This is a genomic window from Mammaliicoccus sciuri (assembly GCF_002901825.1).
GTDB lineage: Bacteria > Bacillota > Bacilli > Staphylococcales > Staphylococcaceae > Mammaliicoccus > Mammaliicoccus sciuri.
In genome coordinates this window covers 19,688-43,500 of the sequence record NZ_PPQD01000007.1, presented here as the reverse complement: position 1 = coordinate 43,500, position 23,813 = coordinate 19,688, and the positions used below count along the sequence as shown (strand labels likewise).

At 32.3% G+C, this 23,813-nt stretch carries 26 protein-coding genes; 19 read left to right on the top strand and 7 right to left on the bottom strand.

Annotation, left to right across the window (positions count from 1 at the left end; translation table 11 throughout):
* Positions 1 to 54: 54 nt before the first annotated feature.
* Positions 55 to 270 (bottom strand): DUF2922 domain-containing protein, encoded by a 216-nt coding sequence (locus CD035_RS01955; protein WP_048540037.1) that lies wholly within the window; start codon positions 268 to 270, stop codon positions 55 to 57.
* 31 nt (positions 271 to 301) lie between these two features.
* Positions 302 to 511, bottom strand: coding sequence for a DUF1659 domain-containing protein (locus CD035_RS01950; RefSeq protein WP_025906021.1), 210 nt, complete (start codon positions 509 to 511; stop codon positions 302 to 304).
* Positions 512 to 647: 136 nt separating this feature from the next.
* On the opposite strand from CD035_RS01950, the gene CD035_RS01945 reads away from it, so the two are divergent.
* Genes CD035_RS01945 through CD035_RS01910 form a run of 8 tightly spaced genes read left to right on the top strand, consistent with a single transcriptional unit; the run spans position 648 to position 7,109 of the window.
* Positions 648 to 1,199, top strand: a complete 552-nt coding sequence (locus CD035_RS01945; RefSeq protein WP_048540039.1) for a tyrosine-type recombinase/integrase — start codon at positions 648 to 650, stop codon at positions 1,197 to 1,199.
* Between the two features lie 18 nt (positions 1,200 to 1,217).
* Positions 1,218 to 3,617 (top strand): DUF4040 family protein, encoded by a 2,400-nt coding sequence (locus CD035_RS01940; RefSeq protein WP_048540041.1) that lies wholly within the window; start codon positions 1,218 to 1,220, stop codon positions 3,615 to 3,617.
* On the top strand, positions 3,604 to 4,029 hold the full coding sequence (locus CD035_RS01935) for a monovalent cation/H+ antiporter subunit B (protein WP_025906014.1): 426 nt from the start codon (positions 3,604 to 3,606) through the stop codon (positions 4,027 to 4,029). Before CD035_RS01940 ends, CD035_RS01935 begins: the two co-directional genes overlap by 14 nt.
* The gene (locus CD035_RS01930; RefSeq protein WP_048540042.1) at positions 4,026 to 4,373 is read left to right on the top strand and encodes a Na(+)/H(+) antiporter subunit C; all 348 of its coding nucleotides are present in this window, start codon (positions 4,026 to 4,028) and stop codon (positions 4,371 to 4,373) included. Before CD035_RS01935 ends, CD035_RS01930 begins: the two co-directional genes overlap by 4 nt.
* Positions 4,366 to 5,862 (top strand): Na+/H+ antiporter subunit D, encoded by a 1,497-nt coding sequence (locus CD035_RS01925; RefSeq protein WP_048540044.1) that lies wholly within the window; start codon positions 4,366 to 4,368, stop codon positions 5,860 to 5,862. Before CD035_RS01930 ends, CD035_RS01925 begins: the two co-directional genes overlap by 8 nt.
* Positions 5,863 to 5,864: 2 nt before the next feature.
* Positions 5,865 to 6,347: a Na+/H+ antiporter subunit E gene (locus CD035_RS01920; RefSeq protein WP_048540046.1), complete on the top strand. Its 483-nt coding sequence runs from the start codon at positions 5,865 to 5,867 to the stop codon at positions 6,345 to 6,347.
* Positions 6,347 to 6,640, top strand: a complete 294-nt coding sequence (locus tag CD035_RS01915; RefSeq protein WP_078355149.1) for a monovalent cation/H+ antiporter complex subunit F — start codon at positions 6,347 to 6,349, stop codon at positions 6,638 to 6,640. Before CD035_RS01920 ends, CD035_RS01915 begins: the two co-directional genes overlap by 1 nt.
* The gene (locus CD035_RS01910; protein WP_025906003.1) at positions 6,618 to 7,109 is read left to right on the top strand and encodes a Na+/H+ antiporter subunit G; all 492 of its coding nucleotides are present in this window, start codon (positions 6,618 to 6,620) and stop codon (positions 7,107 to 7,109) included. Before CD035_RS01915 ends, CD035_RS01910 begins: the two co-directional genes overlap by 23 nt.
* Before the next feature lie 159 nt (positions 7,110 to 7,268).
* Here the strand turns inward: CD035_RS01910 and mntC are convergent, their stop codons facing one another.
* Genes mntC through CD035_RS01895 form a run of 3 tightly spaced genes read right to left on the bottom strand, consistent with a single transcriptional unit; the run spans position 7,269 to position 9,731 of the window.
* Positions 7,269 to 8,186: a manganese ABC transporter substrate-binding lipoprotein MntC gene (gene mntC, locus CD035_RS01905; protein ID WP_048540049.1), complete on the bottom strand. Its 918-nt coding sequence runs from the start codon at positions 8,184 to 8,186 to the stop codon at positions 7,269 to 7,271.
* A gap of 10 nt (positions 8,187 to 8,196) precedes the next feature.
* Positions 8,197 to 9,021 (bottom strand): metal ABC transporter permease, encoded by an 825-nt coding sequence (locus CD035_RS01900; RefSeq protein WP_048540051.1) that lies wholly within the window; start codon positions 9,019 to 9,021, stop codon positions 8,197 to 8,199.
* Positions 9,018 to 9,731, bottom strand: a complete 714-nt coding sequence (locus CD035_RS01895; protein ID WP_048540053.1) for a metal ABC transporter ATP-binding protein — start codon at positions 9,729 to 9,731, stop codon at positions 9,018 to 9,020. Before CD035_RS01895 ends, CD035_RS01900 begins: the two co-directional genes overlap by 4 nt.
* Positions 9,732 to 9,875: 144 nt before the next feature.
* On the opposite strand from CD035_RS01895, the gene CD035_RS01890 reads away from it, so the two are divergent.
* Positions 9,876 to 10,526 (top strand): metal-dependent transcriptional regulator, encoded by a 651-nt coding sequence (locus tag CD035_RS01890; RefSeq protein ID WP_048540055.1) that lies wholly within the window; start codon positions 9,876 to 9,878, stop codon positions 10,524 to 10,526.
* 204 nt (positions 10,527 to 10,730) lie between these two features.
* On the opposite strand, the gene CD035_RS01885 is transcribed toward CD035_RS01890, so the two are convergent.
* The gene (locus tag CD035_RS01885) at positions 10,731 to 11,480 is read right to left on the bottom strand and encodes a M50 family metallopeptidase (RefSeq protein ID WP_048540058.1); all 750 of its coding nucleotides are present in this window, start codon (positions 11,478 to 11,480) and stop codon (positions 10,731 to 10,733) included.
* A gap of 88 nt (positions 11,481 to 11,568) precedes the next feature.
* Positions 11,569 to 12,936, bottom strand: a complete 1,368-nt coding sequence (pbp4, locus tag CD035_RS01880) for a penicillin-binding protein PBP4 (protein ID WP_048540059.1) — start codon at positions 12,934 to 12,936, stop codon at positions 11,569 to 11,571.
* Positions 12,937 to 13,121: 185 nt separating this feature from the next.
* Between pbp4 and CD035_RS01875 the strand changes: the two genes are divergently transcribed.
* The 10 genes from CD035_RS01875 to CD035_RS01830 all read left to right on the top strand — a co-directional run bounded on the left by CD035_RS01875 (position 13,122) and on the right by CD035_RS01830 (position 23,796).
* The gene (locus CD035_RS01875; protein ID WP_048540061.1) at positions 13,122 to 14,843 is read left to right on the top strand and encodes an ABC transporter ATP-binding protein; all 1,722 of its coding nucleotides are present in this window, start codon (positions 13,122 to 13,124) and stop codon (positions 14,841 to 14,843) included.
* A gap of 284 nt (positions 14,844 to 15,127) precedes the next feature.
* Positions 15,128 to 16,726: an L-lactate permease gene (locus CD035_RS01870; protein ID WP_048540063.1), complete on the top strand. Its 1,599-nt coding sequence runs from the start codon at positions 15,128 to 15,130 to the stop codon at positions 16,724 to 16,726.
* A 23-nt stretch (positions 16,727 to 16,749) separates the two neighbouring features.
* A complete protein-coding gene (locus tag CD035_RS01865; RefSeq protein ID WP_048540064.1) occupies positions 16,750 to 17,703 on the top strand; it encodes an L-lactate dehydrogenase in 954 nt (317 codons plus the stop codon).
* Between the two features lie 671 nt (positions 17,704 to 18,374).
* Positions 18,375 to 19,211, top strand: coding sequence for a YitT family protein (locus CD035_RS01860; protein ID WP_048540065.1), 837 nt, complete (start codon positions 18,375 to 18,377; stop codon positions 19,209 to 19,211).
* Between the two features lie 207 nt (positions 19,212 to 19,418).
* Positions 19,419 to 20,222 carry an ABC transporter ATP-binding protein gene (locus tag CD035_RS01855; RefSeq protein WP_048540067.1) on the top strand — a complete coding sequence of 268 codons (804 nt, stop codon included), beginning with the start codon at positions 19,419 to 19,421 and terminating at the stop codon, positions 20,220 to 20,222.
* Positions 20,223 to 20,236: 14 nt separating this feature from the next.
* Entirely contained in the window at positions 20,237 to 21,241 is a 1,005-nt protein-coding gene (locus CD035_RS01850; protein WP_048540068.1) for a FecCD family ABC transporter permease, read from the top strand.
* On the top strand, positions 21,238 to 22,254 hold the full coding sequence (locus CD035_RS01845) for a FecCD family ABC transporter permease (RefSeq protein WP_048540071.1): 1,017 nt from the start codon (positions 21,238 to 21,240) through the stop codon (positions 22,252 to 22,254). Before CD035_RS01850 ends, CD035_RS01845 begins: the two co-directional genes overlap by 4 nt.
* Before the next feature lie 179 nt (positions 22,255 to 22,433).
* Positions 22,434 to 22,973: an alkaline shock response membrane anchor protein AmaP gene (gene amaP / locus CD035_RS01840; RefSeq protein ID WP_048540111.1), complete on the top strand. Its 540-nt coding sequence runs from the start codon at positions 22,434 to 22,436 to the stop codon at positions 22,971 to 22,973.
* 21 nt (positions 22,974 to 22,994) lie between these two features.
* Positions 22,995 to 23,222 carry a DUF2273 domain-containing protein gene (locus CD035_RS01835; RefSeq protein WP_369919472.1) on the top strand — a complete coding sequence of 76 codons (228 nt, stop codon included), beginning with the start codon at positions 22,995 to 22,997 and terminating at the stop codon, positions 23,220 to 23,222.
* A gap of 61 nt (positions 23,223 to 23,283) precedes the next feature.
* A complete protein-coding gene (locus CD035_RS01830; RefSeq protein ID WP_048540072.1) occupies positions 23,284 to 23,796 on the top strand; it encodes an Asp23/Gls24 family envelope stress response protein in 513 nt (170 codons plus the stop codon).
* The last annotated feature ends 17 nt before the right edge of the window (positions 23,797 to 23,813 follow it).

Below are 23,813 nucleotides of genomic sequence, written 5' to 3'. Positions count from 1 at the left end.
GAAAAAGGCAAGGACAAAATTAATGTCCTTGCCTTTTCTGTTACTCTAGTATATTTATTTAATCAATTGGCGTGTGCTGCGCTCGATATATTGTGCGGAATGGATTGATACGAGCTCACCTTTGTTTAAGTTAAATAAGTTAAGATTCATAATTTTATTCATCGCATTTTCAACGATATCACTTGATAAGTCTGCTTTTGGATTTTGAATTTGTAATGTGAATGTTTTATCTAAAGATGTTTTGAATGTTAATTCTAATACTCTTTTCATATTTTCACCTCCTAAATCTTTTTAGATAGCATTAATTCTCTATCTGTATTGTTTTGACGATATATGCATCTTTAAATTTCTCGTCACTTAATGTTTCGATAATGCCTTTAAAAGTTTTAACTTGTTCGGGTGTAACATTTAAATTAATTGCATTAAATTTACGTTGAACAGTTTTTACTTTAGAAGCTTCATCTAAATACTGATGCAATAAAATGATGTTGATATCTTTAACTGTTTCCATGATTAAAACCTCCTTTCACTTTATATATCGAAGCAAGTATGTAAAAACGACAAAAAAATGTATAAATTACTTTCATGTTACTCAAATATATATTATTATTAATATGTACCTTAATTAGGAAGGATGGACCAAATTTATGCAACAAGTATCTCCAATTAAGAATAAAGATGACATTAGAGCAATGTATGAAGTATTGAAATCACATAGTGAACGAGACTATTTATTGTTTAGCTTAGCTATTCATACGGGTATGAAAGTAAACCAGCTACTTAATTTAACGGTCCAAGATTTATTTGATGAGGACAATGATATAAAGCAAGATTGGATAAATGACGAACAGGATTTAATTAAAGTTGTTATACCGTTACATTTGAGATCAAGTTTATCCACTTTTATATATGAAGAAGGATTAAAAAGAGATGACTTTGTGTTTATGTCCATCAAAACAAAAAAACAATTATCAAGGCAACAAGCTTATCGAATTATACATGTTGCAGCTGAAGAAGTAGGGTTGAAGAATATCGGGTTGTACTCGTTAAGAAAGACTTTTGCATATCATGCCTTCAAATCAGGGGTATCTGTTTCGATTATTCAAAAATACCTCGGACATCAATCTTTAATAGAAACTTTAAAATTCATTGATGTCACGACAATAAAAAAAGAAACGACAATTGAACTTAATATATAGAGAGAAAGGGGTCAATGTATGGCTTTAATATGGCTGTTTTTAATGATTATCGTTGTGATTTCGATCGTGCTCATGACGATGAATACAAAGTTTAGCCGATTTGCTGGATGGCTAAGTTTAATTGCGCCAGTTCTAAGTTCCATATATTTCTTAAGTCAGATTAAGACGATATATGCTGGCCAAAGTATTACTTATTTCCAAGAGTGGATTCCACTTGTAGATGTTAATTTAGATTTACGTTTAGATGGTCTATCTTTAATTTTTGCACTACTTATTTCATTAATTGGTGCAGGTGTCTTCTTATATGCCATTTATTATCTTTCCCATGAAAAAGAGAATCTTCCAAGATTTTATACGTATTTGTTAATGTTTATGTTAGCAATGTTAGGTGTCGTACTTTCAAATAATACGATATTGTTGTATACATTTTGGGAGTTAACAAGTATTTCTTCATTCTTGCTCATTTCATATTGGTATCAACGTAGAAAGAGTCAAGAAGGTGCTTTGAAATCATTCTTAATTACAGTGTTTGGCGGTATGGCAATGTTAGTAGGTTTGATTTTGCTATACAGCATTACGGGTACGAATACAATTACTGAACAAGTCGGTATGATTGATAAAATTTATGAATCACCATGGTTTGTACTTGCAGTCATTTTAATCTTACTCGGAGCATTCACGAAATCTGCACAATTTCCATTTCATATTTGGTTACCAGATGCAATGGAAGCACCAACACCTGTCAGTGCTTATTTACATTCAGCAACAATGGTTAAAGCAGGATTATATTTATTATTAAGATTTACACCAATTATCGGTCAAAGTACATGGGTCGTTTATACAGTAGTCACAATCGGTTTAGTGACGTTATTAGTTGGTTCATTCTTTGCAGTTAACAAGAAAGATTTAAAAGCCATGCTTGCCTATTCAACAATCAGTCAGCTCGGTATGATTATGACGATGATCGGTTTAGGGTTATTAGCATTAAATAGTAATTTTAAAGCAGATAATGAAATCTTTTTAGCGAGTTTATTTGCAGCAATATTCCATTTAATAAATCATGCGATTTTCAAAAGTGTTCTATTTATGGGTGTCGGTATTATCGACCATGAAACAGGAACAAGAGATGTTAAAAAGCTTGGCGGATTAAAAACAATCATGCCAATAACTGCAATCGTTATGACAATCAGTGCACTATCTATGGCAGGTATACCCTTATTTAATGGTTTCTTAAGTAAAGAGAAGTTCTTTACGAGTTTAGTAGAAACAGGTCACACAGATATCTTTAATCAAACGATGTCTACCGTGATGATATTAGCTGGCTTTGTCGGCAGTATATTTACATTTGTATATTGTATTAAACTCATTAAAGAACCATTTTTCGGTAAGCTTAAAAAAGAGCAATTACCGAAAGTACCGCGTCATGATGGCGGCGGGTTATTAATCTCACCAATGATTATCGTATTGTTTGTTCCAATCATTTTCTTTGTACCAAATGTACTAGGAGAATATCTAATTGGACCAGCATTAAGAGATATCTTCCACGATAGCGAGATTATGGCTCATTTACCACATATTAAAGCATGGCATGGATTTACAGTGGAATTATTCTTAACACTTGGCATATACATTATTGGGACTCTTCTTATACTCGTGCCAAAATGGGATGTTATTTATAGTAAGATTTCTAAAAACTTAGAAATCAATACGCTATATACGAAAGGTATGGATGCATTAGATCGTATCAGTACATTTTCAATTCAAGGTATTATGAATAATAAACTGAACCAATATTTACACATTATCTATGTAATCTTCTTTGTCATTATGGGATATGGTATTTATCAAGTAGGTATTTATGATATTGCTTATTACCATATTACTGAAGCGACAACATTTGAAATCATTATATTAATTAATATTGTGATTACTGCAACAGCATTAATGTTTATTCGAGAAAGAATGACAATGACAATTTTAAATGGTGTCATCGGATATTCAATCGCGGTCGTATTCATATTTATGAAAGCACCTGATTTAGCTTTAACTCAACTTGTTATAGAAACGATTACGACAGTATTATTCTTATTAGTCTTCTATCATTTACCAAATGTTCAGAAGGATACACCAAATGTTATCAGTGAAATTGTGAAATTAACAATTGCTTTATTAATGGCAGTCTTTGTTGTTGTCTTTGTTATTATGATGCAACAAGATAGTCTGTTCGACAAAATTTCATTCTACTATGATAATGCATACGAATTAGCAGGTGTTAAAAATATCGTCAATGGTATTCTAGGAGACTTTAGAGCATTAGATACAATGCTTGAAGGGATCGTTATATTAATTGCAGGATTAGGCATATTTACATTAGTTAAATTTAAGATAAGAAAGGATGAGCCAAATGAAAGAAAATGATGTTGTATTAGAAACGATATCTAAAATTGCTATATTCATAATATTGACGTTTGGATTTTATATTTTTCTTGCTGGTCACGATAACCCAGGTGGTGGGTTTATAGGTGGACTCGTCTTTAGCTCAGCCTTTATCTTAATGTTTTTAGCTTTTGATGTGGAAACAGTCGTTCAATCTATGCCATTAGACTTTAGAGCAGTTACGATTATTGGATGTCTCATTTCAATTGGTACAGGTATTATTCCTATGTTCTTTGGGCATCCGATGCTAACACATGAAGATGGCTATATGACTTGGCCGTTGTTAGGTGAGATTCATTTATCAAGCGTTACACTATTCGAGCTCGGCATACTACTTACTGTAGTAGGGGCTGTTGTAACAATCATGCTTGCGATAAGTGGTGATAACAGTTGAATTTAATACTTGTCATTATAATAGGCGTACTCACGTTTGTAGGAACATATATGATTTTGTCTAAGAACTTAATTCGAATTGTTATTGGTACAGCAATTTATACACACGTAGCAAACTTAATGATTTTATCAATGAGCGAGTTTGGTGGAAATAATGTTCCACTTATTAATGGAGAAGGAAAAGATTATGTCGATCCTTTACCACAAGCATTAATCTTAACAGCTATCGTTATTGGTTTTGCTGTTACAGCATTTTTACTCGTGCTTATATATAGAACATTTAAGTTGACGAAAGTAAATAGAATAGAAGCGTTACGCGGTGAGGATGAAGATGTAGATGAATAATTTAATATTAGTACCATTACTCGTACCTTTAATTACTGGATTAATATTGTTCTTCTTTAAAGAACGTTTAGCTTTAACAAGACGTATCGCGATAACGAGTTTAGCAATCACAACAATCATCACAGCATGGCTTCTGGTAGAAGTCAGTTTAAATAAAGTACTCGTTATTAACTTTGGTGATTGGCAACCTCCATTTGGTATACAATTTGTCGGAGATGAATTGGCACTTCTATTTACAACTGTTTCTTGTTTTGTTGTAACAGTTATTATATATTTTGGTTTTGGTAAGCGAGAAAGAGTAGCAAATAGATATTTCTTACCATCTTTTATACTATTTTTATTAACAGGTGTAAACGGAAGCTTCTTAACGGCAGATATCTTTAATTTATACGTTATGTTTGAAATTATGTTATTAGCATCATTTGTATTATTAACACTTGGACAATCTATTGAACAATTAAGAGCGAGTGTTATCTATGTTGTTATTAACGTTGTCAGTTCTTGGTTCTTCTTAATGGGTGTAGCATATTTATATGGAACGTTAGGTACTTTGAACTTTGGACATATCGCAATGCGTATTACTGAAAGCAATCAACCAACGACCGTTACTTTAGTAGCAGTTATTATGATTTTTGTCTTTGGTGGTAAAGCAGCTTTAGTCATGTTTATGTGGTTGCCGAAAGCATATGCAGCTTTAAACACTGAGTTAGCAGCATTGTTTGCCAGCCTAATGACTAAAGTCGGAGTTTATGCATTGATAAGAGTTATGGTGTTGATGTTCGATGAAAAGCCAGAAGTTACACACTTCCTTTTATATATCATGGCTATCATCACAATGATCATCGGCAGTATCGGTGTATTAGGATTTAAAGATATTAAAAAGATTGCAGCGTACCAAGTTATTTTATCAATAGGATTTGCTGTTCTCGGTTTAAGTGCAAATAATAGTGATGGCATCACGGGCGCAATATTCTATGTCAGTCACGATATGATTATCAAAACATTACTATTCTTAATCATTGGTACTTTCGTATTATTATCTGGCACGAGATATTATGATCAATTTGGTGGATTAATTAAATATTATCCGAGTCTAGGGATTATATTCTTTATCACGATTTTATCAATCGGTGGTGTACCACCATTTAGTGGATTTCCTGGGAAATTATTAATTATTAAAGGTGCTTTAGATAATGGTTATACAATTGGTGTCATCGTGATGGTAATTACAAGTGTCATCGCAATGTACAGTTTACTAAGAATTTTCTTAGTGATGTACTTCGGTAGAAACGATATTCCTAAAGTTGACAAAGTTCCACTTTCTAAACATAAATTATACGCGATGATTATATTAACAGTAGCTACCATATTATTAGGTATTGCATCACAATATGTATTAAACATTTCAGAATTAGCAGCACAATTTAACATACATGAACAGTCATATATTAAAGAAATTATTCCAAACGTAGAAGTGGAGGCGAAGTAATAATGGCACAGTTGTTATTAAATATTTTAATCGCCTTCTTATGGACGCTGTTCCAAGATGAAGATAAATTTCATTTATCAACCTTTGTTGGTGGATATCTCATTGGTATCTTTATTGTTTATTTAATGCATAGATTCTTCGGACATGTCTTCTACTTGAAAAAGGTTTGGGTAATCTTCAAGTTTATATGTGTTTATAACTATCAACTTGTGACTTCAAGTATGACAACAATCAATTATATTTTATTTAAAACGAACAAAGTTAATCCAGGTCTTGTAACTTATGAAACAACGTTAAAACAAGATTGGGCGATTACATTGTTAACATTGCTTATTATGCTTACACCAGGTTCCGTCGTGCTTAGACTTTCACCTGATGGTAGAAGATTCTTTATACATGCAATTGATATTTCAGATAAAGAAAAAGAAATTTTAACGAAGCAAATTAAGAAATACGAAAAACTAATCTGGGAGGTGCTTAAATAATGTCATTTATCATTTTAGCAATTATCAAAACAGCGCTTGTTATATATGGTATTTCCATTGTTGTCGTACTTCTCAGAATGATCATAGGTCCTACTACCGCAGATAGAGTCATTGCTTTTGATGCTATCGGTGCGATTCTAGTTTCCGTAGTAGGGGTATTAAGCATTATTTATGATACATTCAGTTATTTAGAAGCGAGTTTAATTATCGCAATACTTTCTTTCTTGAGTACAGTAGGTATTTCACGTTTCATAGAAGGGGGTCGTGTCTTTGAATCTAAGCGAGATCGTTAGTTTAATTGCCGCTTTATCAATATTGTTAGGTTCAATAGCAGCGCTCATTAGTGCGATAGGAATTGTACGCTTTAGAGATACATTTCTTCGAAGTCATGCCGCTACTAAAAGCTCTACATTATCTGTGTTGCTTACTTTGACAGGTGTGTTTATATATTTCTTAGTGACACAAGAATACTTTAGTGTCCGTACATTATTAACAATATTGTTCTTATATTTAACATCTCCAGTAGCAGGGCATATGATTATTAGAGCAGCTTATAATTCAGGATCATATATGTATATGAAAGAATTTACTAAAAAAGGTACTTCACTAAACTTCAGGTATGATCGTAAAGAAACAAAAAAAGACAGAAGAAGAAGAGCCGAAAAAAGACAAATGATGAACGAAGCATTTTCTAAAAATGATAAAGAAACATTTAGTAAATATAAACAAGTCATGAAAAAAGATGATCCAACATTAAAATAATAGATATTGTTTGAGAAGTGTATGTTATGGGTGTCGTTAGGGACAGAATTCTGAGAAATGTCCGTAAGGATACGAGTTCTAATTACCAGAATTCAGAATAATGATAGTTAAATACACAAAAAAGAGGTCGAGATGATTAAATCTCGACCTCTTTTTTCATTATTTCATACTGTTATGAATAGCTTCTGCATTGTGTTCCATCATATTGTAATATGAGTTACCTTTAGATTCTTTTTTACCGATTGAATCTGTAAATACTTCATCTTTAATGTTGAGGTTTGTTTCTTCTGCTAATGTCTGCATACTTTTCTTATCAACACTTGTTTCGACGACTAATGATTTTAAATCGTGGTCTTTCACAAATTTAATGGCTTGTTTCATTTGGTCTGGTGTACCTTGTTTTTCTGTATTAATCTCCCATATATATCCTGGTGTAATATGATAGCTTTTCGCAAAGTATTTAAATGCACCTTCACTTGTTATAAAAGCACGTTTATCTTCAGGAATATCATTGAATGCTGTCATCATTTTATGATGTAGTTTATCTAATTTATTCGTGTATTTCTCAGCATTATCTTTAAATTGTTTACTGTGATCTTTATCTATATCACTTAAGTGCTTTTCAATTGTATTTACGTATTTTATACCATTTTCAATGCTTAACCAAGCATGTGGATCGATTTTATTTTTATCGCCTTCTCCACCTTTTAAATAAATAGGCGTAACGTCTTCAGTTGCTTGAATAACATTTTTGTCTGAGATTTTTTTACCTGCTTGTTCTAATGCTTTTTCAAACCAACCATTTCCACTTTCAAGATTAAAACCATTATATATAATGACATCTGCATCTGTTAAAGCTTTGACGTCTTTAGGTTTGATTTCATATTCGTGAGGGTCTTGTCCAATAGGAACGATACTTGTAACTTTTGCGTCAGACTTTGTTACTTCTTTTGTCATATCAGCTAATATTGAGTTTGTTGTTACAACTTTTAAATTTTTATCGTCATTTGAAGACGACGCATTACAAGCACTTAATAAAATAATAACGACGAGTAAAGGCATAAATAACTTTTTCATGTTTAACCTCCTAAGCAAATTTCATTTTCATTTTATGTATGGTGAATGTAATCATATATACAAAGCAGCAGACTAATACGATACACGCGCCACTTGGTAAGTTATAAAGGTAGCTAACATACATGCCACAGGCCGCACATATTGCACTGATAATACTTGCGACAATCATCATTGATTTTAATGATTTAGTTATTAAAAATGCAGCTGAACTCGGTGTAATGAGTAGTGCAACGACAAGTATAATGCCCACTGTTTGTAAACTAGCAACTGTTACGAGCGCCAATAGCATCATGACAAAATAATGAATGAATTTTACATTTAAACCACTCATTCTAGCTGCAATAGGGTCAAATGTTGATAAATGCAAGGGTTTGTAAAATAATATGACACAAGCGATAACAATCAGACTGACAATACTCGTTGTATAAAATGCACTTGAAGTTACTGCTAGTATGTTCCCGAATAAAATATGATATAAATCAGTAGAGGAGTTAATTTGACTTATGATAATAATTCCAAGGGAAAAGAATGCAGTAAAGATAATACCAATAGCTGCGTCATTTTTAGTTTTAGAGTGTTGGGCAATATAACCTATCAGAAAGCTCGTTAACATACCCGTGAACAAGGCTCCTATAAACATTGGGATGTTTAATACATAGCTTATTGCAACACCAGGTAGTACAGCGTGGCTCATAGCATCACCCATTAAAGATAAACCTCTTAATATTATGAGGCTACCTACAATGCCACAGACAACACCAACTATAATTGCAGTAATCAGTGCTCGACTTAAAAAATTATATTGTATTAGGGATGAGATAAATTCATTAATCATGGTGTAACGCCTTCCTTTAGAAATACTTCTTTAATATTGTGTTCTGTTAAAGCTTCAGATGCTGAGCCAAAAAATTTAATAGTTCGATTGAGGAGGATGATTCTATCAAAATATAATTTGGCTTTTTGAATATCATGATGAACAATGATGATGAGTTTTCCTTCTGACTTTAATCTTCTAAGCATGTTTATCATGATTTCTTCACTCTTAAAATCAATGCCGACAAATGGTTCATCGAGACATAATAAATCACTGTCTTTCATTAAAGACTTTGCTAAAAGAACACGTTGTAATTGACCACCACTTAATTGATTTAATGTCTTATCCTTTAATTCAGTTAGTTGTAACTCTGACATTAATTGATCCCTTTTTTGATAAGCTTCCTTTTTTAACGGTCTAAACCAACCTGATGTAGCATAGTAGCCTGTTAACAAACTATCTTGAACAGTGATAGGGAAATCTAGATCTAATTGATTTCTTTGAGGAATATACGTTAACTGTTTCAACTGTTGGTTTATCGGTTTATCTTGCCAATAAACTTCACCTGATGCCTTAAATTCACCCAAAATCGATTTAATAAATGAAGATTTTCCTGCACCATTTGGTCCCATTATGCCAATTAATTCACCTGTAGATTTAATTGTTAAATTAATATCATGCAATATGTGCTGTTGACCTAAATATAAATTCAAATTTTTTACCTGCAACATGTTATCACCTTTTCTAAAAATAAGTTTAGGTTAACCTAAACTATAATTTGATTATATTAGAAAATTATCTAAAGTCAAGAGATAGCCTGTAAAAATAAATCGTGGTACAATAAATATACGATAATAAAAGTGAGGTCAGAGTAGATGTTGACTGAAGAACAAGAAGACTACTTAAAAGCGATTTTTGGATTAAATGGCACAACAGATTACGTATCCAATAAGAATTTAGCGCAAGATTTAAATATTAAACCTTCATCAGTAAGTGAAATGATGTTACGTTTGAAAAAGGATGATTATGTAGATATTCGTCCATATAAAGGTGTGAAATTAACTCAAAAGGGTTTAGATCATACAACAAATATTATTAAAAGACATAGACTAATAGAGCGATTCTTAATAGAAGAACTTGAATATACTTGGGATGAGGTTCACGAAGAAGCAGAAATACTGGAACATCGTGTATCTGACCGTTTTATAGATAAGATAGATAAGTTAATGGGTTACCCAACAACTTGTCCGCATGGTGGTATTATTCCAAGAGAGAATCAACTAGAAGAAATTTATAACACATCATTAAATGAGTTTGAAATTGGAGATGACGTTGAAATTAAACGTGTAATGGATTACGTGAATCTCCTAGATTATTTAAGTAATCAAGAATTGCATATTGGAGATGTAGTAACAATTAGCAATAAAGATAGCTTAAACCAACTCATAGAACTTAAACTTAAAGATAAAACAATTATGATAAGCGAAACAAATGCATCATATTTGTTTGGTATAAAAACAGCTTAATAAGTAAAAACCAGCAGAAATTCAAACGAATGAATTTCTGCTGGTTTTTTGTTAATGGATACAATATAACGCACGAAGACTAAGAGATATCGTGCGCTAAGGTGCAAAATCAGAATATAACGCACGAAGACTAAGAGATATCGTGCAGTAAAGTATAAAGTCGAATTATACTACGCGAAGACTTCATATTAAAAGTTCCAATATCTATGGCCATAAAATATTAAAAGTATACATAACCGCATATACATTAATTGCTATCCATATGACACTAAAGAAAATAGTTGGAATTTTAGTGAGCTGTTTTAACTGACTACCATCCCATTCTTGTCTTGAACGAGAGAATGTTAATAGGAATATTGTAATACTTGATTGTGCGACTTCACCTAATAATGTTCCTAAACTAATGTGATAAATATACGTAATGATTTGTCCAAAGTCATGTATATTCGGTGCAGACAGTACTTCATATAAAGCTAGTGCAATAATGACGAGAATGATACTTGGGATAAATTTCTTAGATGTTAATATGACATAGAATAAAAACATAATCAGAAGAATGATTAAGAAAATAGGTCCGAATGTGTGATGTTTAAGCCACACACCTAAAATCAACATAATTGGCGGCATGATATAACCGAATAAAGTCGTTATAAATTGATTTAATCGTGATTTAGAACCAGTAACGGCGTAACCTTGTCTACCGGTTTCCATACGCTCTTTACGACGCCAAACAACTACGAGGTCTTTAGGCTTACCACCTGATAGTTTATTTGCTATAACATGACCCATCTCATGGATGAGTATTGGAAAATATCCTAGAATAATATCGATTAAACTTAAAATGGGTTGTTGTCTTCTATGATGAACAAATACATATATAAGCGCGATGATCGTTATCATTGTTAAGGATAAATTAATTGGTTCTGATAGAAAATTCGGTAAAAATTGAATCAAAAAAACGTCACCTCGTATTGAATAGTTTAAGACTATTCTACACTAAAGTGACGTTTTTGTTGTCGGACTTAAGACTTAATATCCGTTATTATTTTTTCTTACGCTTGATTAACCAAGTTAATAAAAGGATAATACCGATAGCAAGTAAAATAGATGCTGTCATAATAATAGGTCTATTATCAGTACTTGTTACTTTTTTCTTTGTTTCGTTAAATTTATGTTTACTTGGCGTTTCTACTTTTACAGATGGTGGACCATAGCTATCATTGATATAAGATCGGTTATAATCAATGCTTGCACGTCCATCTTTAAGTACAACTTTATAATCTACGCCTTTACGAACGACATCATATAAATCTTCTGTTACATAATATTTCTTGCCATTAATTTTTTGAGTCCCTTTAGATAATACTTTTTTCCATTCATATTCTTTGAATGATTTTTCCATCAAGCTATTACCCATCATATTACGTTCTTTCTCACCACCGACACTATTATAGTCTCCGGCACCAAAGAGAATTTGGTTAATTCTTAATCCATCTCTCTTAGTAGAAAGACTGTGGTTATAGTCCGCTGTATCACTAGAACCCGTTTTTAGACCATCTGTACCTTTAAGTGACATATCTGCACCTTCAAGTGAATGATTATACGTATAATATGTAACGTAGTGAACAGTAGGGGCAACTTTTTTAGTGTATTCTAAAATATCAGGATACTGTTTTACAAGATGTTGCGTTAAAATTGCATAGTCTCTAGATGTTGAATAATTATCCTCATCTGATTGATATCGTTTTGCTTTATATTCTAATAATAAATTATTAGAAGCACCGTTGGCATTGTAGAATTTTGTATGTTCCATACCTAATTTCTTTGCTGTTTCATTCATGTAGTCAACAAAGTCAGAATCTAAATCCTTTTTTTGTTGTTTAGATGCAGTATTTTTATTGGAGTCTTTATCTTTTTTATCTATCTTTTTAGCAGAAGCTAAGTTCTCAGCTTTCATCGTTTCTCTTCCTAAAATCATCGCACCTGCATTTGAAGAGTTAGAAACGGTTATTTGCATAAGTTCAGAGATTGTATATACATCTCCTGGATACAATTTTGTATTACTTAATTCTGGTAATGTAGATAAACGATATTCTTCATCCGTCATTTTAACTTTAGCATTTTTATCAAGTTTACCACTATTGATTGCTTTCTCAGTTAAATATAATGTCATTAATTTAGACATACTTGCTGGATACCATTTAGCATCTATTTTATATTCATACATAATTTGACCAGTCTCAGAACTATAGTTAATAGCGCCTTCAGGTTCATAGATTTCACCGAGTGAGTATCCATTCTCATTGGCTACTTGTGTTGGTGATTTCGGATTATCCGCTGCATAAGCATTTTGAGTTACCGGTATGCTCAATATAAGTAATGCAAAAAATAATAATAGACTTTTTTTCATGGATAAGACCTCTTTATTTATTTTTAAAATTAACTATATCATTCTAACATATATTAATTAACTACCCTACAATAAGATAACAAATGAACGTTAATTTTTTGTGAACATATTTTAAATTTGGTATGTATAATCTCAATGCTGTAAAATATAACTATATCATTAACTTTAGTGAAGAGGTTATTAAAATGACAAAACAAAATCCTCTGCTTTATTTACTAAAAAAGGTAGACTGGCCTAAAAAATTAGTGTTTACGGCTATGACACTTTCAATTTTAGGTAGTCTTAGTGGTTTGCTTGTACCATTATTTACTGGGAAATTAGTAGATACATTTAATGCAGAAAGTTTAGATTTAAGAATGGTTTGGCTATTTATAGGCGTATTTTTAGTAAATGCAGTCTTGAGTGGTATTGGGACATATTTACTAAGCAAGATTGGTGAAAAAACAATTTATTCAATTAGGGAAAAGCTCTGGAAGCATTTAATCAATTTGAAAATGAGTTTCTTTGACAAAAATGAAAGTGGACAATTGATGAGTAGAATTACAGATGATACGAATGTGATTAACTTATTTATCTCTGAAAAAGCACCTAGCGTATTACCATCATTGTTAACACTTATTGGTTCGATAGTGATGTTATTTATTTTAGATTGGCAAATGACGCTCATGACATTTCTAATCTTACCCATATTTATAGGAATAATGGTACCTTTAGGACGAAAAATGGGTAAAATTTCAAGAGACACACAAACTGAGATATCTAGATTCAGCGGTATATTAGGAAGAGTGCTGACTGAAATAAAATTAGTTAAAGTGACAACTTCAGAAGAAAAAGAACTCGAAAAAACAAAAGGAACTTTATTAGGCATATATGATCTTGGTTTAAAAGAAGCTAAAATCAGAGCAATTATTTCCCCGCTTTCAGGCGTTATTATGACGTTAACAGTAGCTGTGATACTTGGTTTTGGTGGTATTAGAGTTTCGAGTGGAGCGATTACTGCAGGTACTTTGGTCGCAATGATATTCTATGTCGTGCAATTATCAGCGCCAATTTTGAATTTTTCAATGTTTTTAACGGATTATAAGAAAGCTGTCGGCGCAAGTGAACGTATCTATGAGATTTATCAAGAAGAAGCTGAAAAAAGAGGCGATGATCATAATCAACCGATTACGAATCATCAAGATATTACATTTGAAAATGTTTCATTTGGATATGAAGCTCATTCCGTTATTAAAGATTTATCTTTATCTATTCGATCTGCAGAAGTTACGGCATTTGTTGGTCCTTCTGGCTCAGGAAAAAGTACGCTGTTCAGTTTAATTGAAAGACTTTATCCAATCGATCACGGCCAAATATTATACGGAAACCAACCAATAGATGATATATCTTTAAAATATTGGCGACAGAAAATTGGATATGTTATGCAATCTAATGCAATGATGTCAGGGACGATAAGAGATAATTTAACATATGGTGTCTATTCAGAAGTAGAAGAAGAAACACTTGTACACTATACGAAGATGGCACGATGTTATGATTTTATAATGGCATTTCCACAAGGGTTTGATACAGAAATCGGTGAAAGAGGTACAAAATTATCTGGCGGGCAAAGACAACGTATAGATATCGCACGGAGTTTCATTAAGAATCCAGATATTTTACTATTAGATGAAGCGACAGCTAATTTAGATAGTGAAAGTGAATTCTACATTCAACAAGCATTAAATGAATTAATGAAAGATCGCACAACTATTGTGATCGCACATAGACTTGCTACGATTAAAAAAGCGAATCAAATTGTATTTTTAGATAAAGGTCAAATTACAGGTGTAGGTACACATCAAGAATTATTAGCATCTCATGAAAAGTATAGACATTTTGTAAATACGCAAAGTTTAACTGAATAATATAGTATTGAACAAGATCCTAGAAAAATATTTCAGGATCTTGTTTTTATTATAAAAAATTAAAAAAATATGAGAAATAATGAAAACGCAACCATTTAGATAGAGCAAAGGATTCAATAAAAATCAAAAAACCAGTAGTAAATAAATCGTGAATATTTTCACAAAATATGCGTAAAACCTATTGACCTCAAGAAATTGAGGTGCTATATTTACATTGTGAAAAGAATCACAAAAGTTAAAGATGCGCATCTTGAAAAATAAAAATAAGAAAGAAGTTGTTCATTGTGCTACTAAATAATATAAATCCATTAGACAACGTTACACTATCAGCAATTGTTGCTAGTATACCGATTATATTATTTCTATTATGTTTAACAGTTTTTAAAATGAAAGGTATTTATGCATCTATTACGACACTTATTGTAACTTTACTCATTGCATCATTTATCTTCGAATTACCACATACTGTGGCGATTGGTGCTATAACAGAAGGATTCTTTCAAGGTATTCTTCCAATAGGCTATATTGTCGTAATGGCAGTATGGTTATACAAAGTTTCAATTGGTACAGGACAATTTAGTATCATTCAAGATAGTATTTCAGGTATTTCTCAAGACCAACGTATCCAATTATTATTAATAGGTTTTAGTTTTAATGCATTTTTAGAAGGTGCTGCTGGTTTTGGTGTCCCTATCGCAATATGTAGTGTATTGTTAATTCAAATTGGTTTTAAACCTTTACAGGCAGCAATGCTTTGTTTAATTTCTAACGGAGCAGCAGGCGCTTTTGGTGCTATAGGTATTCCAGTTGGTATTATAGATAGTTTAGGTCTTCACGGTAATATTTCAGCGCTTGAAGTATCACAGATTTCAACACTTACACTCCCAATCCTGAACTTCTTTATTCCGTTTTTACTTGTCATGATATTAGATGGATTTAAAGGTGTGAAAGAAATTTTACCGATGATACTTGTTGTAAGTACAACATATACTGGCTTACAAATATTGATTACGTATTTCCAAGGTCCAGAATTGGCTGATATTATACCACCATTATTATCAATGGTTGCATTAGCAATTTTCTCAAAATATTACCAACCTCAAAATATTTTCAGAGTTTCAGATCAAGAAGTATTGGAAACAAAGAAACATTCTGTTAAATCCATTATGTATGCATGGAGCCCATTCTATATTTTAACGATTTTTGTCATGATATGGAGTGCACCATTTTTCAAAGCTTTATTTGCTGAAGGTGGTTTACTTTCTTCATTAGTATGGAATATAAATATTCCAGGAACATTTAATGAAATTACAAATAAACTGATTACATTAAAAATCGACATATTTAGTGCAACAGGTACTGCAATATTAATTTCAGTAGTGATCACAATACTCATTTCGAAACACTTTAAGTTCAGTGATGCCTTTAATTTATTAGGCGTAACAATTAAAGAACTTTGGTTACCAATTTTGACAATCTGCTTTATTTTAGCCATCGCGAAAATTACAACTTATGGTGGACTTACAGGTGCAATGGGACAAGGTATTGCAAAAGCTGGTAACATCTTCCCGATACTATCTCCAGTATTAGGTTGGATAGGTGTATTCATGACTGGTTCAGTTGTAAATAACAACACATTGTTTGCACCAATTCAAGCATCAGTAGCTAGTCAAATTGGTACAAGTGGACCATTGTTAGTTGCTGCAAATACAGCAGGTGGTGTAGCAGCTAAATTAATCTCACCACAATCTATCGCAATTGCAACAGCTGCTGTTAGAGAAGTTGGTAAAGAGTCTGAATTGCTCAAAATGACTTTGAAATATAGCGTAGGATTCTTAATATTCATCTGTATATGGACATTTATTTTAACAATAATTTTATAAATATAAATTGAGGAGCGATTATAATGAAACAATTCAAAGGTAAAAAAGTCGTATTAGTAGGTAATGGTGCAGTAGGTTCAAGTTATGCATTTTCAATGATAAACCAAGGTATTTGTGATGAATTTGTCATCATAGACTTAGATAAAAAGAAAGTAATCGGGGATGTAATGGATTTAAATCATGGTACAGTATATGGTCCTTCACCAATTAAAGTTAAATCAGGTGATTATAAAGATTGTCATGATGCAGACTTAGTTGTGATTTGTGCAGGTGCAGCTCAAAAACCAGGTGAAACAAGACTAGATTTAGTAGCAAAAAATATGAAAATTTTCAAATCAATCGTTACTGAAATTATGGATTCAGGATTTGATGGTATATTCTTAATTGCAACTAACCCAGTAGATGTATTAACATATGCAACTATGAAATTCTCAGGTTTATCAAAAGAACGTGTAATCGGATCAGGTACTATATTAGATACAGCAAGATTTAGATATTTATTAAGTGAAGAATTCGATGTCGCACCACAAAGTGTTCATGCAAATATTATTGGTGAACATGGTGATTCAGAATTACCAGTTTGGTCTCATGCCAATATTGCAGGTAAACCATTAAGAAGTATTATTGAAAAAGATGAAACACGCAAACATAGAGTAGAAGAAATATTTGTACAAACTCGTGATGCAGCATATGAAATTATTGAAGCAAAAGGTGCAACTTATTATGGAGTAGCAATGGGGTTAATGCGTATTACAAAAGCTATTTTGAACAACCAAGATGTGGTGTTAACAGTGTCTGCATATTTAGAAGGCGAGTATGGACATGAAGGTGTATATATAGGCGTACCAGCACTTATAAACAGATCAGGCATTAGAGAAGTTATCGAAATGCCATTAGATGAAGAAGAAAAATCATTATTTGATAACTCTGTTAAAGTGTTAAAAGATATACAAGAACCCTTTGAAAAAGAATTTTAAGAGGAAGATATATCAGGGATTTAATATACGAAGACAGTAGTACCGACAAAATCTAGAAACGATTTTGTCGGTACTTTTTTGGTGGTGACAGTTTGAATTAAGTGGCGAATGTGAATATGAAGGAGATTGAAGATATAAGATAGTGGAAGATGTGAGTTAAAGGAGGAATAAACACACGAGTTGTGGCTTAATGTCTGAATAAAGCCAAGAGATAGTCCAAGTCATGGCTTAACGACTGAGTAAAGCCAAGAGATAGCCTAAGTCATAGCTTAACTTCATAGTAAAGCCAAGACATCACCCAAGTCATGGCTTAAGTCCTGAATAAAGCCAAGAGATTCCCTAAGTCATGGCTTAACGCCTGAATAAAGCCAAGAGATAGCCTAAGTCATAGCTTAACTTCCTAGTAAAGCCAAGAGATTCCCTAAGTCATGGCTTAAGTCCTGAATAAAGCCAAGAGATTCCCTAAGTCATAGCTTAACTTCCTAGTAAAGCCAAGACATCACCTATTTCTCTCTCCTCCATCACTTCACTCAATTCAAACTACTTTCTTCACATCATCGTTATACATCCATTATATGATTCGTCTTCTATTTAGAATCGGCATGTTGAGGGGATTTGAGGATTGTGGTAGTATCTATATGTCTGTTAAAAAATATAGAGGAGGTAAGGTCATGAAAAATAGAATTTTACGAGATATGATATTAATTTTGGCAGGGTCTTTTATTTTTGCTACGGGTGTTAATGCCTTTATCATTTCTGCTAATTTAGGTGAAGGTGGCGTAACTGGGGTTTCTTTAATCTTACTTTATGCATTCGACATTTCACCTGCATGGTCTACGTTTATTTTAAATGCTATTTTAATTGCGTTAGGTTATAAATTTTTAAGCAAGAGAAGTACTGTTTATACGATAATAGCTGTTATTGCTATTTCTGTATTTCTAGGTCTAACTGACTCTTGGGTTGTGCATACGAATGAAATTTTAATTAATACAATCTTTGGTGGTTTCATGGTTGGTCTAGGTATAGGACTAATTGTATTATCTGGTGGTACGACTGCTGGAACGACGATTCTTGCTCGAATAGCGCATAAGTATTTAGACGTTAATACATCATATGCTCTATTATTCTTTGACCTTATCGTCGTGATGTTCTCACTTACTGTAATGCCTTTAGAAAAAGCGTTACTTACAGTGATTTCATTATATGTAGGAACAAAAGTGATGGACTTTGTAATTGAAGGTCTAAATCCTAAAAAAGCCGTTACAATCATTTCTCAAAATCCCGATCAAATCGCTAAAATGATTGATGAACAAATTGGTCGTGGTTGTACGATTCTAAATGGTAGAGGCTATTATTCTAAGAAAGATACAGATGTCTTATATGTCGTTATTGCGAAGACACAACTTTCTAGAACAAAACGCATGATTAGAAAATTTGATGAAAATGCATTTGTCGTTGTCCATGACGTAAGAGACGTTCTTGGAAATGGATTTTTAGTAGATGAATAATAATGTTAAGAGGTTGGAATACGTTAAGTGTTCCAACCTCTTTTTGTGAACGGAATACGAAAATGTTCAGAAAATGATAGAAAAAGATACTATTAAATGCTATAATACATGAATGTGAAAGATGATAATGATTATCATTTACAGATATATACAATTAATGAAAATGTCATATAAATAGAGTTAATTTTAATGGAAAGAGGGTTCTTTATGAATCGTTTAACGGGAGAAGCTATTTCAATAGGTTATGGTGAAAAATTAATAGTTAATGAATTGAATCTTGAAATACCAGATGGCAAAGTGACTTCTATAATTGGACCAAATGGTTGTGGTAAGTCTACTTTATTAAAAGCTTTAAGTCGTATATTAAATGTACAAACAGGTCAAGTATTGTTAGATGGTAAGAATTTACATTCAACTTCAACTAAAGAAATAGCTAAAAAAATTGCTATTTTGCCACAATCTCCTGATGTTGCAGATGGATTAACAGTTGGAGAACTCGTATCTTATGGTAGATTTCCTCATCAAAAAGGTTTCGGTAGATTATCAAAACAAGATAAAGAGGAAATTGAATGGGCTTTAAATGTAACAGGTACGCATGAATTTAAATATAGATCGATTAACGATTTAAGTGGTGGTCAAAGACAACGTGTTTGGATTGCAATGGCTCTCGCACAAAAAACAGATATCATCTTTTTAGATGAACCAACTACTTATTTAGATATTTCACACCAATTAGAAATTTTAGAGCTTGTACAAGAATTAAATAAAGAACAAGGTTGTACAATTATTATGGTATTACATGATATTAACCAAGCAATTCGTTTTTCAGATCATTTAATTGCTATGAAATCTGGTGAAATTGTTGCACAAGGTCAAACAGAAGAAGTTTTAACAAATGAAATATTGGAAGAAGTCTTCAATATTGATGCAGAGCTCTCTACAGACCCACGAACTGGAAAACCAATGCTTGTAACATATAATTTATTATGTAAGCACTATACGAAGTTATAAAGGATGGCAACTCAATGACTCAGACTAAATCATTAAAAGTTAATCGCTATCCCATTATACTAACAGTTACAATCATGTTACTTGTAGCTGTTTTACTTCTGTCATTTTTATTTGGTGCAAAGACGACTTCGATACAAGTGGTTTATGATGCGATTTTTCATTATAATCCAAAAATAGAAGAACATAATATATTAAGAGAAATAAGAATTCCGAGAGAAATAGGTGCTGTCATTGTTGGTATGGCACTTGCTGTATCCGGTGCTGTCATGCAAGGTGTTACACGTAACGGCTTAGCTGACCCTGGTTTATTAGGGCTTAATGCTGGTGCGAGTATGATGCTTGCTTTAACTTTAGCCGTTATACCTAATGCAGGTTATTTCACATTAATGCTTGCTGGATTTGTAGGTGCTGGTATAGGTGGCATACTCGTTATGAGTGTAGGCTCATCTAAACGAGGTGGGTTCAGCCCAATGAGATTAGTACTTGCTGGTGCTGCAGTATCTGCGCTTTTAACAGCTGCAAGTGAAGGGATTGCTTTAATATTTAGATTAAATCAAACATTAACATTCTGGAGTGTTGGTGGTGTAAGTGGTACAACTTGGAAACAACTTATGATCTCTACACCGATTGTTATTGTTATTTTAATTGTCCTTATTATCATGAGTAGACAACTTACAATACTTAGTTTAGGTGATACACTTTCAAAAGGATTAGGTCAAAATAGTACATTTGTTAGATACACGAGTCTAATTGCTACAATGTTCCTAGCAGGTATAGCGGTTTCAATCGTTGGACAAATCGCATTTGTCGGATTAATGGTGCCACATATTGTTCGATTCATGGTTGGAACTGATTATAAACGTGTGATACCTTTATCAGCAGTTCTTGGAGGTTTTATCCTGTTATTTGCAGATATGATTGCAAGAATGTTAGGAGAAGCACCTATTGGAGCTGTTATCTCAATTATCGGTGTGCCGTTCTTCCTTTATCTTGTAAGAAGGGACGGTAAAATATTATGATACATCCTAAAATAATTAAAAAGCAGCGTATTACATTTATTATATTAGTTATCGCACTTATTGCTTCTATGGGATTTGCTATGACAACTGGTGAATTTAATATGTCCTTTACACAATTTTTTAAGACGATTTTTGGACAAGGTAATGAACTAGATACAATGGTATTATTTGAATTTAGAATGCCTAGAATGCTCATCACAATACTTGCAGGTGCAAGTTTAGCACTAAGTGGTGCAATCCTACAAAGTATTACGAAGAATCCTTTAGCAGAACCAGGTATTCTTGGTATTAATGCAGGAAGCGGGTTTATGATTACACTATTTCTTGTTGTTGGTACGATAAAAGCAGGAGATTTTGTATATGTATTACCAATTGTAAGTATGCTCGGCGGTTTAGCAACTGCAATGGTTATTTTCATATTCAGTCATAAACGTGGAGAAGGTATAAACCCTGTAAGAATGGTCTTAATAGGTGTAGGTTTATCTACTGCTCTGAGTGGTGCATCTATTACAATTATGTCTACATTTGATCAAGATCAAATGGAATTTATCGCAAGATGGTTTGCAGGTAATATATGGGGAGATGAATGGCCGTTTGTGTTCGCATTTATCCCATGGTTAGCTATTGTCATGCCATTCTTATTCTATAAAGCAAATGTATTAAATGTATTAAGTACGAATGAACAAATTTCCGTTTCTTTCGGTATTAATAATAATAGAGAAAGAATACTACTTGTATTCTTAGCTGTTGTATTATCATCAGCTGCAGTTTCAGTAGCAGGCGGAATTGGTTTCGTCGGCTTAATGGGACCACATATAGCAAGAAGTATTGTTGGACCGAGACACCAATTATATTTACCAATTGCAGTGTTAAACGGTGCGATTTTACTTGTTGTAGCAGATACAATTGGTAAAATTGTATTAGAACCTAACGGACTTCCAGCAGGTATTATCGTTGCAATAGTTGGTGCTCCCTATTTCTTATACTTAATGCAAAAATCAACGCATATATAATAATGAACTCTCTTTCTATAATGGAAGAGAGTTTTTTAGTTTTTAATTACTACAAATTTTAAGATTTATTAACATGTTCCAAAAAAGTTTACTTAAATTAAAAAATTTAGTTTTCAAAATCGTTTTAGGGGTATAACTATGAGTAGTAATAGAACTTTACATAGGAGGTGCAGTTGCCAGTGAGAAGATTAAAGAATTTTTTCCTAGGCTTATTCATAATAGTAGTTGTAGGCACGCTTCTTTTTATGTACTTGGATATTAGCCAAATTAAGAGCTATCAACAAGAATTATTAAAATATAATTGGTTTGAACCAACGTTGATTGCTTGTGCAGGCGTATTAATATTCTTTGGTATATTGATGTTCTTTGCAACATTTAAACCAACACATAAAAAGCCAGGCTTACATCGTGACTATGAGGATGGTCACATTTATATTACGAGAAATTCAGTTGAAAAATGTGTTTATCGTACTATTCAAAAATACGATGAAGTACGTCAACCAAATGTTATTTCTAAACTGTATAATAAGAAAAATAAATCTTATGCAACAATCAAAGCTGATTTCTTTGTGGTTTCAGATACAGGCCAAATTCAAACATTAACGGATCGAATTAAATCAGATATTAAGGAAAATGTTGAGCATTTCTCAGAAATACCTGTAAAAAATATTGAGATTAATGTCAGAGATCAAAAATCGAGTGACACAAGAGTTTTATAAGACTAAGGATAGGAGGTTCCGATTATGCCAAATGAAAATCAAGATCCAAATCAATTCATTAATTTTATTAAAGAATATAAATGGAGAATTATTGGTTTTATCGCAATGTTAATATTAGCAGTACTATTTTTAACAATTGGTTTTTGGAAAACAGTTTTAATCCTAGTCCTATGTTTAATAGGTGTAGGGTTGGGGTATATTAAAGATTGTACACAGCAGTTCTTAAATTTCTTAAATAGAATAAGTTAGACTGCTTACAATATAAATAATGCAAATAAACAAATTATAAATTAAAGGGAGAGAATCTATTATGGCAAACGTAGACAACAACAAAGTAAAAAGTAGTTACAATGAACAAACAGGGGTAAATGAACAAGAGCGCGAAGCTCAACAACAACAAGCTCAAGCTCAAGAGCAACAATTTTCAAATACATTATCATTTTCAGATGAAGTAGTAGAAAAAATTGCTGGAATTGCTGCTAGAGAGGTTAGAGGTATTTTAGATATGAAAGGCGGCTTTGCTTCTAGCTTAACTGATCGTTTCACATCTGGAAATAACGTAACTCAAGGGGTTTCTGTTGAAGTAGGAGAAAAACAAGCAGCTGTAGATTTAAAAGTAATTTTAGAATATGGCGAATCAGCTCCTAAAATCTTCAAAAAAGTTGCGGACTTAGTTAAAGAGCAAGTTAAACATATGACTGGACTTGAAGTTGTTGAAGTAAATATGCACGTTGATGATGTTATGAGTAGAAAAGAATACGAACAAAAGAACGCATCATCAGATGAAGAAAACCAATCAAAAAGCAATAAAGAATTACAATAAAGTATAAAAAAAGACGA